We start from the raw sequence: 15,168 nt of genomic DNA on the forward strand, positions 1-15,168 counted from the left end.
AATTCCTAATCAGCGAGCCGAAAATTCTAGCACATCCTGCGCCTAACGTGCCAAGCCTCAGTTCAGAGCGTTTGTTCCGCTCCCGAACCTCGGCGCTATCCACGCCCGCAGTACCTCCTGTACCGCTCGAGTCCCTTCCAACTTCCCGCCGCTCCCTCAGCAGAGCGGCGCATTTTAGCGACTTCAGAGCCGCTGTCAAGACCTCTGCCGCATTTTTCGATTCAGCCCAACAGCACCCGGGCGAATCTGCGTTTCCCAACCTGAAACACATGCGCTGATCCAGCGGGGCAGCAAAGATGCGCATCCTCGACTCGCTCACCGTCGATCCGCACCGCTCCTTGGCCAACCATCCGAATGGCCTCGGACGTACTCTTCACGAATCCAGCGTCCTTCAATAGATTTGCAATCGGCAACTGGCCCGATTCGGGGCACGTCAACCGAACCTCGGGGATGTCGTCAGGCAGGGCGCCCTTCTGGAAACGCGCGACGAACGCATCCCGCGCCTTCTTCGCCTGATCGGCGCTATGGAAGCGGCCGACCAACTCCATTCCCAGCTCGAACTTGATGTCACGCGGATTCGCCCCTTCCGCGACCGCCGCTCTCCAGGCGTCAATCTCCGACATCTCGCGAAAGCTGAGCAGCTCGAAATAGCGCCACATGAGGTCGTCCGACACCGACATGATCTTGCCGAACATCTCGTCCGGCGCGTCCGTGATGCCGATGTAATTGCCGAGCGACTTCGACATCTTCTGGACCCCGTCCAGCCCCTCAAGGATCGGCAGAGTGATGACGACTTGAGGATCCTGACCGTAGGCCTCCTGCAACTGACGACCGACCAGCAGGTTGAATTTCTGATCGGTGCCGCCGAGCTCCACGTCGGCCTTCAAGGCGACGGAGTCGTACCCCTGTATCAGTGGATAAAGGAACTCATGGACCGCGATCGGCTGACCCGATTTGTAGCGCTTCGAGAAATCGTCCCGCTCAAGCATGCGCGCTACCGTATGCTGCGCAGCAAGCTGGATCAGACCGGCTGCCCCAAGCTCGTTGAGCCATGAGGAATTGAAGACGACCCGAGTCTTCTCTGGGTCAAGGATGCGGAACACCTGATCCTGATAGGTCAACGCATTCTGCTGCACCTGCTCAGGCGTCAGCGGTTTACGGGTCGCGCTCTTGCCGGTTGGATCGCCAATCATCCCGGTGAAGTCACCGATCAGAAACTGGATCTCGTGCCCCAACTCTTGGAACTGGCGAAGCTTGTTGATCAGGACCGTGTGTCCCAGATGCAGATCGGGGGCTGTGGGGTCGAAGCCTGCCTTGACACAAAGAGGCCGCCCCAACGCAAGCTTTTTGCGCAGGGCATCTTCCACGAGGATTTCTTGGGTACCACGCTTGATCAGCGTGAGCGCGCGTTCAAGTGACTCCATCTTCTAGACTGCCGTAATCGAAAGGTTGACCTAAAGGGCAACACAAAGTGATGCAGACTACGATGCCGCTCGATGAGACACAAGAGCCATGCCGGATTACGCCTGACGCCCCCGGCAAACGCCTCGGGCGCCTTGTTCCTCTGCCGGGTTTGCGACTACACTAGTCGACGCTAGAAAAACCCCGTATTTATTTGAAATTGCAATTATTTAATGATGCGCGACTATAAAATCAAACAAACCGAATGGCCGATTCACAAGAAACGTAAGGGTGCTCGGAAGATGTTTCTCAGGACCCTACTGGCTCTCATCGTAATCGCCGCAGGCTACACGGCCTATGAGTGGATTCCAGCAGCCAGCACGGAACAACTTGCCGAAGCCCCGACAGACCCGAACATCATCCAACTCCAACTCCCGCCCAAACCGGCAATCGCTGAAGGCATACCCGCAAGCGGAGACGCCTCGAATCCCTAACCGCTCATCGACGATGTCGCCGGAAGCTCACCCAAGAATCGACGCGATTTGTCCCGGATCCTAATCTGATAGAGTCGCGCATGCGCCCCCGAATCAGGAGGAAAACGACGACCCGCAACCACAGGTTGTCGTCGCGTTCGGATTCCTGATGACGAACTGGGCACCGTGAAGCCCTTCCGTATAGTCGATTTCCGCACCGGTCAGATACTGCATGCTCATGGGGTCGACGAGCAGGGTTACACCGTCGGTCACGACCTCTGTGTCGCCCTCCTGAACCTCTTCGTCGAAGGTGAAGCCGTACTGAAAACCGGAGCAGCCACCGCCCTGAATATAGACGCGCAGCATCAAAGCGGGATTCCCCTCTGCCTTGATCAAGTCAGCAACCTTGGAGGCTGCGGAAGAGGAGAACTGAATCGGGGCATCGAGAACAGCTTCAACAGACATGACTAACTCATCCTCATGATTGGGTGGACGCAATGGAGATGCGTCTGATTCGCCCTTAGTTCAAGCGCACCCCGCAACCCTCAAGGCGAATGCACCGACCAGGGAAACGCCGCCGAGGTCGAAATCAGCTGTTTGGTTGAAGGCTCGACATCGACGACGATCGACTCAGGCTCGAAACCCTCCGGCAGTTCAAACTCACCGGTCAGATTCTGCATATGGTCGAAGTCCATCTTCAGCTCGGTGGGATCCGCGAACGGCAGGTCCTTTAAGCTCAACGAAGCCGTCTCCCCTCCCTGCCGTCCGTCCAGTCGCAGTCGGATGACGCCTTGCGATCGGCCAAATTCCGAAACGATCTGAGCGGCCGAAAAGGAATAACGAAAGAGGCGCTCCTTAGAGCCAGGGACAAGACGAAACCCGGATACCTGAACGGCCCCCTTACCACCCTTTTGAATCAGGCGCTTGAGGTAAGACACCTCCCTGGAGAGCGATAGGTTCTCACCCAACGCCTGCCTCAACTGCTCCTTGAGGACCCGACTCGACTCCACGTCGATCTGCTGGGTGCGCTCGAGAACGAGGCGCTGACGTTCGGAATCCTCCAGGCGCGCCTCAACAGCATCCAATTCACGGCTCAGATCGCGCCGCTGTAGACTCAGATTCGCGACTTGCATACCGACTGCGGAGATGCCTCCACGCCGCCCGAGATCGTATCCGAGCCCGAAAAGAAGAGCGAGCAACAGGCTGAACGTGCCGAAAAGCAGCAGCCGTCGCGAGAAACAGCGTGCGGAATTGGGCATTGTCCGTAATCAGGGCAGCAGCGCCACCGACTCCAACCCCATCGACTCAGGCAACCCAAACATGAGATTCATGTTCTGAACGGCCTGCCCGGCAGCACCCTTCACCAGGTTGTCGATCACCGACTGCACGACGACGACGTCGCCCGCCCCCGGCCGGGCAACCGCGATCCGGCAATGATTCGCACCACGCACCGAACGCGTATCCGGGTGACCGCCCGGCATCAGATCGATGAAATGCTCATGCGCATACCGCGCGGCATAGAGTTGGTCGAGATCGACGTCCGGATCGGTCAACCGGGCATAGAGCGTCGCCTCGATGCCACGAATCATCGGCAGCAGGTGGGGAACGAACGTCAGGTTCACCTCGGCCCCAGCGAAATGCGCCAGGTTCTGGGTAATCTCCGGCGAATGCCGATGCCCCATGACGGAATAGGCCTTGAAGCTCTCGCCCATCTCAGCCATCAGCAGCCCGGTGCTCGCCTTACGCCCGGCTCCACTGACACCCGACTTGGCATCCGCAATCACCCAGGACGGGTCCACCACACCCGCCTCGAGCAGAGGCAACAGGCCGAGGGTTACGGCAGTGGGATAACAGCCCGGATTGGCGATCAAACGCGCATCGCAAATGGCCGCGCGATTCAGCTCAGGCAATCCGTAGACCGCCTCGGCCAGGAGTTCGGGGCATTGATGCGGCATGCCATACCAACGCTCCCAAAGGGAGGGATCCTTCAGCCGAAAGTCCGCAGCCAAGTCGATGACCCGCGTTCCCAGATTCAGCAGATCCGGCACCGCCTGCATCGCGGTCCCATTCGGCGTGGCGAAGAAGACCAGATCGCAATCGCCGAGCACAGACGGATCCGGCGCGGTGAAACACAGATCAACCTGTCCCCGCAGATGCGGAAAAAGATCGTCGACACGCTGGCCGGCCTCGCTTCGCGAGGTGATCGCATGCAAGGAAACCTCAGGGTGACGAACCAGGATGCGCAGCAATTCCGCCCCAGTGTACCCCGTTCCTCCAACGATCCCGACCCTAAGCATTTCGCCCCCTCACCCAAGTTGACGGACCCCTAAGGCCCATCGAAATAAAGAATAGATCGCCGAGACAGCACTTCGCCTCAACGCACAAAAAACAACAGCAACGAAAAAAACGAAAGCGGCCTAAGCCGCTTTTGGATGATTCATCGACCGAGCCGCGTTTGAGCCTACCGACAATCGGCCGTCACTCGGTCAAAAATCGCTGGTCGAACGCCAGGCCCGACCAAGAATCCACGTTACGCCCAACGCCAGATCAGGAGCAACCGCCGCCCGACGAGGAGCCGGAGGAACCGCAGCTGCTGCATCCTCCGCCCATCTGAGGCAGGTTATTGAACACGAAGGTGGCATTGCCGTCTTCGTTGTCGACGAAGTCGATCTCGACGCCACGCAGGTGCTCCAGCGTCGCATCGTCGACGACAACCTTAAATCCCTCGAACGGAAGCACGCCATCGTCATCATTGATCACATCGGTAAAGGTCATACCGAAACTGATCCCGCTGCATCCGCCAGCCGTCGCGAAAACGCGGACACCCTGAACACTGTCATCGACCTGCTTGAACAGATCCTGCATTTTCACCTGAGCCGGCGAAGTCAGCGTCAGATCCATCTCATTCAGCACTGCGGACATGTCGAAAACCTCTGAAAAACGTAAAATCTGCCTTCAAGCGCACAAGGCTAGCAGAAACCCATCGAGCCATTCTAGCGCAAAGAACGGGGTTAAGAGCCGAGCTGAAACTGGGCGCTCAGAGACGCAAGGTGGCGTTCGGCGTCGATCAGATGCCGCCCCCAATGCCGGTCATAACCGATCGACCAAGCGGCGATGGCGTGCTCCGGATCTTGGTCAAATAGGCTAAGCCCTTGTTGCAGCTCGTAATAGATATCCGTCAAATCGTCGGCGAGACTACCCGTCATCGCCTCGGCACCCTCGCCGAAGCCATCGAACTCGAGCCAATAGCTGTCGCGATCGGCCAAAAGGCTGCGAAGCCGGACGAAGAGATCGAAGCGGACGTCGAGATCCACGAACTCAGGCCGTTCGAAAGAGCGCCCCAGCGTACTGATGGAGGCGATGGCCGCGTGCAAGCGTGGCAGGAGTTCGGCGACCTCCAGCAACCAGGCATCGCGGTCACCGGAACAGGCATCGATCAGGTCACAATAGCGGCGTGCGAGCACTGCCACTTCGCGATGTTCGCGGTGAACACCGAAATCGAGGAGCCGAGCGGTCTGAGTCATTGCGTTCATGCATGAGAGTGTAGCCGAGAACAAACGACTTGAGCGACAGCATGGCGTTCACTGCGTCACAAGATCGACTAGATCTCGACCATATCGAACTCTTCCTTACCGACACCACACTCCGGGCACTTCCAGTCGGCTGGAACGTCTTCCCAGCGCGTTCCGGGAGGGATGCCGTCCTCGGCGCACCCTTTGGCCTCGTCGTAGATCCAACCGCAAACGATGCATTGATAGGTCTTCATACTGCCACTGCTCCAAGCCGGGGAACGGAGACGCGCAGACTCGTCTAATACCGTGATCGACAAGCGCGACGACGCCGGGTTTAAATTGGCCTCAACAATCGGGGATCGGCAATCAGATTTCAACACAGCGGCCAGCCGCTGAACCGCCCCCATCGGACCATCGCGTCCGTCCCCAGGAACTGCGCCCCTCAGCTCGCCCAGCAGAAGCTGACCCGCCCAACCTAAGCCTCCCGCGAGGATTGAAGCAGTATGAAAGACAGCGTCGAGCGCCCAGTGGTGCTCTGCATCGGTGGTCACGACCCAAGCGGCGGAGCCGGCATTCTGGCCGACGCCGAAGCGATCCAGGCCGCCAAGGCATTCGCCGTTACGGTCGTCACCGCATTGACGGATCAGGACACCTGCGGACTGCGGCGAATCTTTCCGCAACGACCCGAGCAGATCGCCGACCAATGCCGCCACCTCATCGCCGACAGCTCGCCTCGCGCCATCAAGATCGGTCTGATCGGCAACTCGAATATCATTCGAATACTCAACGAGGTGATCGACAAAAAACCCAAGCTCCCGGTGGTACTCGACCCCGTGCTGGCCAGCGGCACCGGCCAGACTCTCGTCGACGCGGCCCTGCTCAACCAGCTACGCTATCACCTCATCCATCGCTGCCGCCTGATCACACCCAACCTGCCGGAAGCGCGGACACTCACCGACGCTCATACACCGGAAGACTGCGCCAAGCGCCTGCAGACCTATGGGGCGCCCTGGGTGCTGATCACGGGAACGCACGACGATACTCAAGAGGTCGTCAACCGTCTCTACGGACCCGATGGATTCCAGCAGGAATGGAGCTGGCCCCGGCTGCCGGATACCTATCACGGCTCCGGCTGCACGCTGGCGAGCGCGATCGCCGCACGACTCGCCTGGGGCATGGAGATGGTCGAGGCGGTCGCGTCGGGACAGTTCTACACCTGGCAGAGCCTCAAGCACGCCTTCCGCTCCGGACGCTGCCAACTGACACCGAACCGGTTCCACGACTTACATCCATCCGACACGGCCCAATGAACCAGATACTCGACGGTCTCTATGCCATCACGCCGGATGCCTCACCCAGCGCCGAGGCCCTGACCAAGCAGGTTGCCCAAGCGATCGAGGGCGGGGCCAGAGTCATCCAGTATCGCGACAAGCATTCAGACCACACGGGGAGGGAGGCCCGCGCCAGCGCACTCCTGGCGCTGTGCCGGGCGTCAGGCGTTGCGCTGATCGTCAACGACGACCTGGAACTGGCGCGGAAGCTGGGCGCGGACGGCGTGCATCTCGGTCGCGACGATCCCGATCCACGGCAGGCGCGCGCACTGCTTGGCCGCCAAGCCATCATCGGGGTCTCCTGCTACGACGACTTCTCCCGAGCCGAGGCAGCGGCGGAGGCCGGCGCCAGCTATGTCGCCTTCGGCAGCTTCTTCCCCTCGACGACCAAACCGAACGCCGTGGCAGCCGATCCCGGCCTACTCACACTGGCCCGAGAGCATCTGCCGATACCACCAGTTGCGATCGGCGGGATCACGCCACAAAATGGCGGGCTATTGATTTCGGCGGGTGCCCGGATGCTCGCGGTCGTCAGCGGCGTCTTCGCGCAGCCCGACATCGCCTCCGCCGCCCGTGCCTACACCACCCTGTTTCCGAAGGAGACCCACTGATGAGCCGATCCCACGACCTCTTCGAAGCCGCCCAGCGCCATATCCCTGGCGGCGTCAATTCGCCAGTGCGCGCGTTTCGCGGGGTCGGGGGCGACCCGGTCTTCTTCGAAAGCGCATCCGGCCCCTTCGCCTTCGACGCCGACGGCAAACGCTACATCGACTATGTCGGCTCCTGGGGTCCGATGATCCTGGGTCACGCCCACCCCGAGGTCTTGACCGCCGTGCGCGAGCGTCTCGACAAAGGCCTCTCGTTCGGCGCCCCGACCGAACTCGAAACCGTCATCGCCGACAAGGTGTGCGATCTGCTGCCCAGCGTGGACATGGTCCGCATGGTCAGCTCCGGCACCGAAGCGACCATGAGCGCACTGCGTCTGGCGCGCGGCTATACCGGGCGCGACAAGATCGTGAAATTCGAGGGCTGCTACCACGGTCACGCCGACTCGTTGCTGGTCAAGGCCGGCTCGGGCGCGCTCACCTTCGGCGAGCCCAACTCCCCCGGCGTCCCGGCAGCCCTGGCCGAGCTGACCATCACCCTGCGCTATAACGACATCAAGCAGGTACGCGAGACCTTCGCCCAGATCGGCTCCGAGATCGCCTGCATCATCGTCGAGCCGGTTGCCGGCAACATGAACTGCATCCCGCCGGTCCCCGGTTTCCTCGAAGGACTGCGCGAGGTCTGCGACCAGTACGGCTCGGTCCTCATCTTCGACGAGGTCATGACCGGCTTCCGCGTCGCGCTCGGCTGCGCCCAGGGCAAGTTCGGCATCACGCCCGACCTGACCGCGCTCGGCAAGGTCATCGGCGGCGGCATGCCGGTCGGCGCATTCGGCGGCAAGAAAGAGATCATGTCGCACCTGTCGCCGATCGGCCCCGTCTATCAGGCCGGCACCCTCTCAGGCAACCCGATCGCCATGGCCGCGGGACTCAAGACCCTGGAACTCATCTCCGAGCCCGGTTTCTACGACCGGCTCACGGCCAAGGTCGAGACCCTGCTGAAGGGGCTTCAGGAGCGCGCCGACGCCGCTGGCGTGCCCTTCAGCACCAACCAGGCTGGCGGCATGTTCGGACTCTTCTTCACCGCCGACAAGGTGACGAACTACGAGCAGGCCACCCAGTGCAACCAAGAGCACTTCAAGGCCTTCTTCCACGGCATGCTGGAGCGCGGTGTCTATCTGGCCCCATCGGCATTCGAGGCCGGCTTCGTCTCCATCATGCACGAAGACGCACACATCCAGGAGACGCTGGACGCGGCTGCCGAGACCTTCAAAGCGATCGCGGGCTGACGGATTCGACTCCACACGGAAGAGGCGGACGGCACGGATGGACGACCGTCTCGCTGAACGTGGTTGATTGAAGGCAAGGGTTGATTGAAGACAGGCCGGTCGCCGCCTCGTTTCGGGACGCTCCCGCAGGCGGCGGCCGACCTGTCCTTACGTTGTAGAACTCGCACTATCAAACGATCGCCCTCTCAGGGCGACGATCAAGGAACCTTCGGGTTATACCGAAGGCTAGGGTCCTATCTTCGGAGGAGCAAGCCATGGGCTACCAAACCGTTTACGATCGCTCGATGAGCGATCCGGCCACTTTCTGGGCCGAAGCGGCGCAATTGATCGACTGGGAAACACCCTGGGAACAGGTGCTCGATAGCAGCAACCCACCCTTCTACCGCTGGTTCAGCGGAGCCACGCTCAACACCTGCTACAACGCCGTCGATCGGCACGTCACTGCGGGACGCGGCGCTCAGGCGGCGATCATCCACGACAGCCCGGTCTCCAACTCCAAAACGGTCATCACCTACGCCGAGCTCCAGGACCAGGTCGCGCGCTGCGCCGGTGCGCTGAAGGCGCTCGGCGTCACCAAAGGCGACCGCGTCATCGTCTACATGCCCATGGTGCCCGAAGCGCTCGTGGCCATGCTCGGCTGCGCCCGAATCGGGGCCATCCACTCGGTCGTTTTCGGCGGTTTTTCGGCGCGCGAACTCGCAACCCGTATCGACGACGCCAAGCCCAAGGTCATCATCGGCGGCTCCTGCGGCATCGAGCCCAACCGGGTCGTCCACTACAAACCGCTGCTGGACTCGGCGATCGAACTGTCCGAGCACAAGCCGACCAACTGCCTCATCCTGCAACGCCCTCAGGAGCCAGGTGAGCTCATCCCGGGGCGCGATCTAGGCTGGGCCGAGGCACTGGCGAGCGCCAAACCCGCCGATTGCGTGCCCGTCGCCGCCACCGACCCGCTCTACATCCTCTACACCTCAGGCACCACAGGTCAGCCCAAGGGCGTGGTTCGGGACAACGGCGGTCACGCCGTCGCCATGGCCTGGAGCATGAAGAACATCTACAACATCGATCCGGGCGAGGTGTTCTGGGCCGCCTCCGATGTCGGCTGGGTCGTCGGACACTCCTACATCGTCTACGCCCCGCTCCTCATCGGCGGCACGACCATCGTCTACGAAGGCAAACCGGTCGGCACCCCCGATCCCGGCGCCTTCTGGCGAGTCATCGAGGAACACAAGGTCTCGACGCTCTTCACCGCACCAACCGCCTTTCGCGCCATCAAGCGCGAAGACGCCAATGCCGAACACCTCGCACGCTACGATCTGAGCGGACTGCGCGCCCTCTTCCTCGCCGGCGAACGCTGCGATCCGGACACACTCAACTGGGCCGAGAAGATCCTCGACGTCCCCGTGATCGACCATTGGTGGCAGACCGAAACCGGTTGGGCGATCGCGGCCAACTGTCTCGGCATCGAGCAACTCCCGGTCAAGGCCGGCTCCCCGACCTGCGCCGTCCCCGGCTACAACGTTCAGGTACTGGACGACGAGGGCGACCCGGTCAAACCCGGGGACATCGGCCGCATCATGATCAAGCTGCCCATGCCGCCCGGCTGCCTCACCACGCTCTGGGGCAACGACGCCCGCTTCGTTCAGTCCTACATGTCGACACAGCCCGGCTACTACCTGACCGGTGACGCCGGCTATATCGACGAAGACGGCTACATCTACGTCATGAGCCGGATCGACGACATCATCAACGTCGCCGGACACCGCCTCTCCACCGGCGGCATGGAAGCGGTCCTGGCCTCGCACCCCGACGTTGCCGAGGGCGCCGTGATCGGCGCCGCCGATCAGCTCAAGGGCGAACTGCCGGTCGGACTGGTCGTACTCAAATCCAAGGTCGAACGGGACAAGACGCTCATCATCAAGGAGCTGGTGAATCTCGTGCGCGAGCAAATCGGCCCGGTCGCCGCCTTCAAGACCGTGGTCATCGTGGATCGTCTGCCCAAAACCCGCTCCGGAAAGATCCTGCGCGGCACCATGAAGGCGATCGCCGACGGCAAGGACTACCGCCCACCGGCCACCATCGACGATCCGGCCATCCTGGACGAGATCACCTCCGCGCTAAGCGCCATCGGCTACGCCAAGCACGACTGATCCGCCAACCCGAATGTCGCCGTAAGGAGTGCGGCGGCATTTCCCCTCATAAGTCCAACGGAAGGGCTTGGCCAGGGTCTGATTGCAGAAATCGAAGATAAGAGCAAATCCGATTTGTGAGATTGACCACCGATGTGAAGTTGCCACGCCGCAAGATTTACGGACCAGCCTCGAAAGCCAGTAAAGAAAGTGAGCGAACGACCCCTTCGCCTCAATCTGATGTGGCTTCGTGCGTCGCGAGCAACCCTAGCATCAAACGTATGCGCAGAATGTCGGCCTCTAACTCATAACGCCAATGAGCGCCCACCTCGGTCGAGAACGACGAAAGTCGTTGTTGTAGTCGCTTCGCGACCTCGCCAATAGGTTTTTTGCCACCGTCGCTCGAGCCAGCGGAACTCGCCTCCATAAACCGCTCGGCAAGGCTGCGTTGTTCTGCCCAAAACATATCCTCTGGAGGAGGTTGACACGTAGCACCAGCCTCGATCAAGGCGATCCAGCGGCCAAACTGGTATCCCAAAGAATCAGGATCGTCGACTTGAGGTTCTTGAGCCAAATTGGCAAGCAACGAACGCGCAGTTTTATAACCAAGCTGTATTTCCGCTGTCGAGTGATCCACTTCGGATCCACCGGCGAACCCATAATGAATACCTGACAGTGATTGAGGCGCATAGCGGCTGTGATGCAGAGCGGCCAACCCGACATCGATACGCGCATCCAGCCCATGTTGAGAGCCAGGCTCCAACACCAAGAACACACCCAGAACCCCCGCCGCGAGCGTTGCCGAGAGCCAGCCCATCCGACGCACCCGGGCAGCCCGCCGAACTTGCTGCTCACCGTGTTCCTGCTCTCTCTGGGCTGCCCCCGCAAGCCAGACGAGATAGGCATCCGTATTCTGGTCAAGCACGGCGAGCACTCGATCCCGCTCTTGCCCCTTCAAACGCCCATCCATCAGCGCAGCCAACGTTTCATCATAAATCGTTTCCATATCAGCAGCTTGACGCGCGCCGGTGAGACGAAGCACGAGCCTGGCCACAAGACGATCCTGAGGACTGGGAAGGGATGGCTGTTCTGGCACTGAAACAAGGCCTCGGCCTATCAAGTGATGAAAAGTTGGAATCCGGCGGACACATGGCATCCGCACAGACCAGTTATCTCAATTAGACGGACAATGGCAAATAATTTGTCACCCCAACAACTTGAGGTTCCCCCGAAATCGATTCCCAACCGCCCCCTCCAATGCATTTTGGAACGCATTCAGTTTGCGATCTTCCGACGGTTCGTGACAGCGGGTGGGCGCTGGACGATTGTCGATACGACCCCAAGCGGGGTGGCGTTGGCCGGACAGCAGCGGGGAGCGGGAGGCGGGAGACAGGCACTGGTCGTGTGCGGCGCCGATGCCTACCTGAGCGAACGGACACATGAAGGGCTGGTTCGGGGCTGCGACCGCTCGAGCCAGTGTGAGATCGCCGTTCCCTGTCTCGATGAGGATCCGGATGCCTATCGAGCGCGGATGGCGCGGGCGGTCGACTCCAGATCCGCCCCAGCGGTCGACCCATCAATGCATTCGAATCTGGCGGACTTGGAGAACGGGCATCTCTCAGTGCATATCCACTCGGAGGGAGATTATCAACCGGTCCCGACAGGGCGGGGACCCGAGGGACAAACTCGCGTCACCCTGAGCTATCGCGATGACCCGCCCTTCCAGGGGAAACCAGGCATCTCGCGATGCAAGAGGATCGGCGAAACTATCAGATGGTGGAAGACGCCAAGGAGCGTGCTCATCGGATGGAAACCGATATCCACGCGGGACACCAACTGATGGAGAAGGGCGAGGAATTCGTCCTATCGCTGGAGTCGTGCGAGGAGCATGGCCAACACCATGAGCAGTATCAGGAGACTCGCGTGCCAGATTCGCCTGGGAAGGAACCCCAGACGAATCTGGCTGGTGTGGAGGCAGGGGCTCTGACCTTGGCATTGGCGGTCAACTCGCTCAGGCAGCGTGCGATGGCACATTCCGATCACCAGGACACTGAGCACCGGGATCGCGAGCAGTCTCAGGATGATTACCTAGAGCGTTAGACCCTCGATACCGTGGGAAATGGGGTGCATTGCCTCCCTTGCCGCCGCCCCCTTGCATTAGTGCTGGATCGGGAGAAGGACTCCACTGCTCTCAACCAAAATCCTCGGAACCGAAATTGACACCATACTCCTGCAGAATGCTACGAATGCGCTGCAGAAGCCGGCGAAGGCGCCCATGTGTTTCGTTCGCGTTATATCCTAGTAGACGGCCTGCTGCACTGACGGTTAGCCCCTCGACGAAAACGAGCTTGAGTAAAAGGCGCTCTTCAGAGGTGACGTGTAGGCGCGCTTTCAAATCGGCCAGATAGTCCGTCGCAGGCAGAGTCCCTGAGGAATCGTCTGCATCCGCCTCGAGTAGTTGGCGACCCAGGACACGCAATACAGCATCCTGCTCGCGCTCCAAGATGTCCACGCCGGGCAGTCCAGCTGACACCTTGCCGAGTGTTTCCGGATCCGAAGGCAGGCTATCGAGCTCCTCGATGCCAACCATGGTCGGCCCCTGCTCACCGCACTTCGGATAACGCGCCCTTATCGCACGAACGATATCATCCAGTAACGCCCTATCCCGACCGCCAGGTGCCGAATCGGCAGCGATTTCCAATGCCTCATGCATGGGTCGACGTTCCATACACAGCAACCGAAAAAGAAGTTCCGAGAGAGCACCCTGGGCACGCACCCAGTCCGGCATTCTCAATCTCCCGAAACGCTGCCGCGAGAAGTCTTCCAGCAAGCGTGCCGACACGGTATCTAGAAAAGTCGAGAGTTTCGACCGATTTCGATACTGGCGAACGCGTTGCCAGTCATCGGCCTGCAGACCCTCCAGAACGAAATTCACGGCCTCTTCAGCCAATGTCGGCTCGCGGAACCGACGCCGTGATTGAGCTTCGATACGTGACAAGTGTGCGAATGTTGCCTGCTTCAGGTACTCCGTTGGATCACACCCCATCGATTACGAATCCTTTTTAAACAGACTTCTCACATGACGTGAAGTCTCTGCTCGAATATCGGATTCGGTCAAGCCCCCACTATCGCAACGGTTAAAGATTCATAATACTCGATCTTCGAGTTTTTAGATCTTGACTTATGGGTCAGCCATGCCCTCAGTGTCAGGATAAGTGTCACCTGCCCCTGCTATCTTTCTTAACACATCTGGGGGCGAGAGGAACTGAGTGATGAGTGCGTATTCCGAAGAACGCCGAGCGGCAATCGTAGCGAAGTTGCTGCCGCCGCAGAATCTGAGTCCGCGTGCGGTGGCCGAGCAGGAAGGGATCTCGTTGCCGACGGTGTATAAGTGGCGCAAAGAGGCGCGAGCCGCAGGTCGATGCCTGCCGGATGCCGATGCCACCGGGTCGAAGTTCTGGTCGTCGAAGGACCGCTTTGGGGCGGTGGTGGAGACGGCGGGGATGAACAGCGAGGAAGTGGCCGAGTACTGTCGGCGTCGCGGGTTGTATCCGGAGCAGTTGGCCCGCTGGCGTCAGGACTGCGAGCAGGCGGGGAACCTGAGTGTGCAGGAGCGACGGCGCGAGGGCGAGGAGCTGAAAGTGCAGCGTCAGCGCATTCGGCAGCTGGAGCGGGAGTTACAGCGCAAGGAGTCGGCGCTGGCGGAGACGGCGGCCCTGCTGGTGCTGTCAAAAAAAGCGCAGGCGATCTGGGGGGTAGAGGCGTGATGATCAGTGCCTCAGATCGCCGTCGAGCCGTGGAGCTGATCGAACAGGCCCAACAGGTGGGGGCACGCTTGGCGCCGGCCTGTGAGGTCTTGGGCCTGAGTGTGCGCACGGTTCAACGCTGGACATGCGAGGGCGGGGTACGCGAAGACCAACGCCCGACGGCTGTTCGTCCCAAACCAGCCAATGCGCTCAGCCCCGAGGAAGAGCAGGCGATTCTGGAGGCCTGTCATCGCCCGGAATTCGCCCCTCTGCCGCCGGAGCAGATCGTGGTGCGTCTGCTCGATGAGGAGCAGTGCTATCTGGGCTCAGTCTCCAGCTTTTACCGTGTGCTGCGCCGTCACGGGGAACTGACCCATCGCGGGCGCGCCAAGGCCCCGCGTCGTGCGCTACGGCCCACGACCTACCAGACCACCGGCCCCAATCAGGTCTGGTCCTGGGATTGCACCTGGTTGCCCGGACCGGTCAAGGGACTGTTTTTCTACCTGGTCATGATCGTCGATATCTACAGCCGCAAGGTTGTCGGCTGGGAGGTCTTTCACAGTGAATCGGCCCACCACGCGCGCCTGGTCATCGAACGGGCGGTGCTCGCCGAGCGCCTCATCGATCAGCCCCTGGTGCTGCACGCCGATAACGGCAGCGCCTTCAAAGGGGCTACACTGTT

At 60.7% G+C, this 15,168-nt stretch carries 16 protein-coding genes; 7 read left to right on the plus strand and 9 right to left on the minus strand.

Going from position 1 to position 15,168, the window contains the following annotated elements; translation table 11 throughout:
- Nucleotides 1-221 precede the first annotated feature (221 nt).
- The 7 genes from tyrS to THIDRDRAFT_RS22015 form a co-directional block, all read right to left on the minus strand.
- Complete coding sequence (tyrS, locus tag THIDRDRAFT_RS21980; protein ID WP_007043133.1) at nt 222-1,424, minus strand: tyrosine--tRNA ligase; 1,203 nt, start codon at nt 1,422-1,424, stop codon at nt 222-224.
- A 564-nt stretch (nt 1,425-1,988) separates the two neighbouring features.
- On the minus strand, nt 1,989-2,339 hold the full coding sequence (gene erpA, locus THIDRDRAFT_RS21990; RefSeq protein ID WP_007043135.1) for an iron-sulfur cluster insertion protein ErpA: 351 nt from the start codon (nt 2,337-2,339) through the stop codon (nt 1,989-1,991).
- Nucleotides 2,340-2,419: 80 nt separating this feature from the next.
- Complete coding sequence (locus THIDRDRAFT_RS21995; protein ID WP_007043136.1) at nt 2,420-3,133, minus strand: DUF6776 family protein; 714 nt, start codon at nt 3,131-3,133, stop codon at nt 2,420-2,422.
- 9 nt (nt 3,134-3,142) lie between these two features.
- Nucleotides 3,143-4,171 (minus strand): N-acetyl-gamma-glutamyl-phosphate reductase, encoded by a 1,029-nt coding sequence (gene argC, locus THIDRDRAFT_RS22000; protein WP_007043137.1) that lies wholly within the window; start codon nt 4,169-4,171, stop codon nt 3,143-3,145.
- A gap of 250 nt (nt 4,172-4,421) precedes the next feature.
- Entirely contained in the window at nt 4,422-4,796 is a 375-nt protein-coding gene (locus THIDRDRAFT_RS22005; protein WP_007043138.1) for a HesB/IscA family protein, read from the minus strand.
- Between the two features lie 89 nt (nt 4,797-4,885).
- Nucleotides 4,886-5,398 carry a DUF5063 domain-containing protein gene (locus THIDRDRAFT_RS22010; RefSeq protein WP_007043139.1) on the minus strand — a complete coding sequence of 171 codons (513 nt, stop codon included), beginning with the start codon at nt 5,396-5,398 and terminating at the stop codon, nt 4,886-4,888.
- Between the two features lie 77 nt (nt 5,399-5,475).
- Nucleotides 5,476-5,640 (minus strand): rubredoxin, encoded by a 165-nt coding sequence (locus tag THIDRDRAFT_RS22015; RefSeq protein WP_007043140.1) that lies wholly within the window; start codon nt 5,638-5,640, stop codon nt 5,476-5,478.
- A gap of 249 nt (nt 5,641-5,889) precedes the next feature.
- On the opposite strand from THIDRDRAFT_RS22015, the gene thiD reads away from it, so the two are divergent.
- The 4 genes from thiD to THIDRDRAFT_RS22035 all read left to right on the plus strand — a co-directional run bounded on the left by thiD (nt 5,890) and on the right by THIDRDRAFT_RS22035 (nt 10,761).
- Entirely contained in the window at nt 5,890-6,696 is an 807-nt protein-coding gene (gene thiD, locus THIDRDRAFT_RS22020) for a bifunctional hydroxymethylpyrimidine kinase/phosphomethylpyrimidine kinase (RefSeq protein ID WP_007043141.1), read from the plus strand.
- Nucleotides 6,693-7,328, plus strand: coding sequence for a thiamine phosphate synthase (gene thiE / locus THIDRDRAFT_RS22025; RefSeq protein WP_007043142.1), 636 nt, complete (start codon nt 6,693-6,695; stop codon nt 7,326-7,328). The genes thiD and thiE overlap by 4 nt, the downstream gene beginning before the upstream one ends.
- The gene (hemL, locus tag THIDRDRAFT_RS22030) at nt 7,328-8,611 is read left to right on the plus strand and encodes a glutamate-1-semialdehyde 2,1-aminomutase (protein WP_007043143.1); all 1,284 of its coding nucleotides are present in this window, start codon (nt 7,328-7,330) and stop codon (nt 8,609-8,611) included. Before thiE ends, hemL begins: the two co-directional genes overlap by 1 nt.
- A gap of 254 nt (nt 8,612-8,865) precedes the next feature.
- A complete protein-coding gene (locus THIDRDRAFT_RS22035) occupies nt 8,866-10,761 on the plus strand; it encodes a propionyl-CoA synthetase (RefSeq protein ID WP_007043144.1) in 1,896 nt (631 codons plus the stop codon).
- A 211-nt stretch (nt 10,762-10,972) separates the two neighbouring features.
- Here the strand turns inward: THIDRDRAFT_RS22035 and THIDRDRAFT_RS22040 are convergent, their stop codons facing one another.
- Nucleotides 10,973-11,794 (minus strand): hypothetical protein, encoded by an 822-nt coding sequence (locus THIDRDRAFT_RS22040; protein ID WP_040845801.1) that lies wholly within the window; start codon nt 11,792-11,794, stop codon nt 10,973-10,975.
- A gap of 752 nt (nt 11,795-12,546) precedes the next feature.
- Here THIDRDRAFT_RS22040 and THIDRDRAFT_RS22045 point away from each other — a divergent pair.
- The gene (locus THIDRDRAFT_RS22045; RefSeq protein WP_139058867.1) at nt 12,547-12,840 is read left to right on the plus strand and encodes a hypothetical protein; all 294 of its coding nucleotides are present in this window, start codon (nt 12,547-12,549) and stop codon (nt 12,838-12,840) included.
- A 91-nt stretch (nt 12,841-12,931) separates the two neighbouring features.
- Here the strand turns inward: THIDRDRAFT_RS22045 and THIDRDRAFT_RS24185 are convergent, their stop codons facing one another.
- A complete protein-coding gene (locus THIDRDRAFT_RS24185) occupies nt 12,932-13,786 on the minus strand; it encodes a hypothetical protein (RefSeq protein WP_007043147.1) in 855 nt (284 codons plus the stop codon).
- A gap of 226 nt (nt 13,787-14,012) precedes the next feature.
- Here THIDRDRAFT_RS24185 and THIDRDRAFT_RS22055 point away from each other — a divergent pair, with 226 nt between their 5' ends.
- Together THIDRDRAFT_RS22055 and THIDRDRAFT_RS22060 are read left to right on the plus strand one after the other, a co-directional pair.
- A complete protein-coding gene (locus THIDRDRAFT_RS22055) occupies nt 14,013-14,507 on the plus strand; it encodes a transposase (protein ID WP_007043148.1) in 495 nt (164 codons plus the stop codon).
- A partial coding sequence (locus tag THIDRDRAFT_RS22060) for a DDE-type integrase/transposase/recombinase (RefSeq protein ID WP_007043149.1) occupies nt 14,507-15,168 on the plus strand: 662 nt, incomplete at its 3' end. The genes THIDRDRAFT_RS22055 and THIDRDRAFT_RS22060, both read left to right, overlap by 1 nt.

Source organism: Thiorhodococcus drewsii AZ1, assembly GCF_000224065.1.
Classification (GTDB): Bacteria; Pseudomonadota; Gammaproteobacteria; order Chromatiales; family Chromatiaceae; genus Imhoffiella; species Imhoffiella drewsii.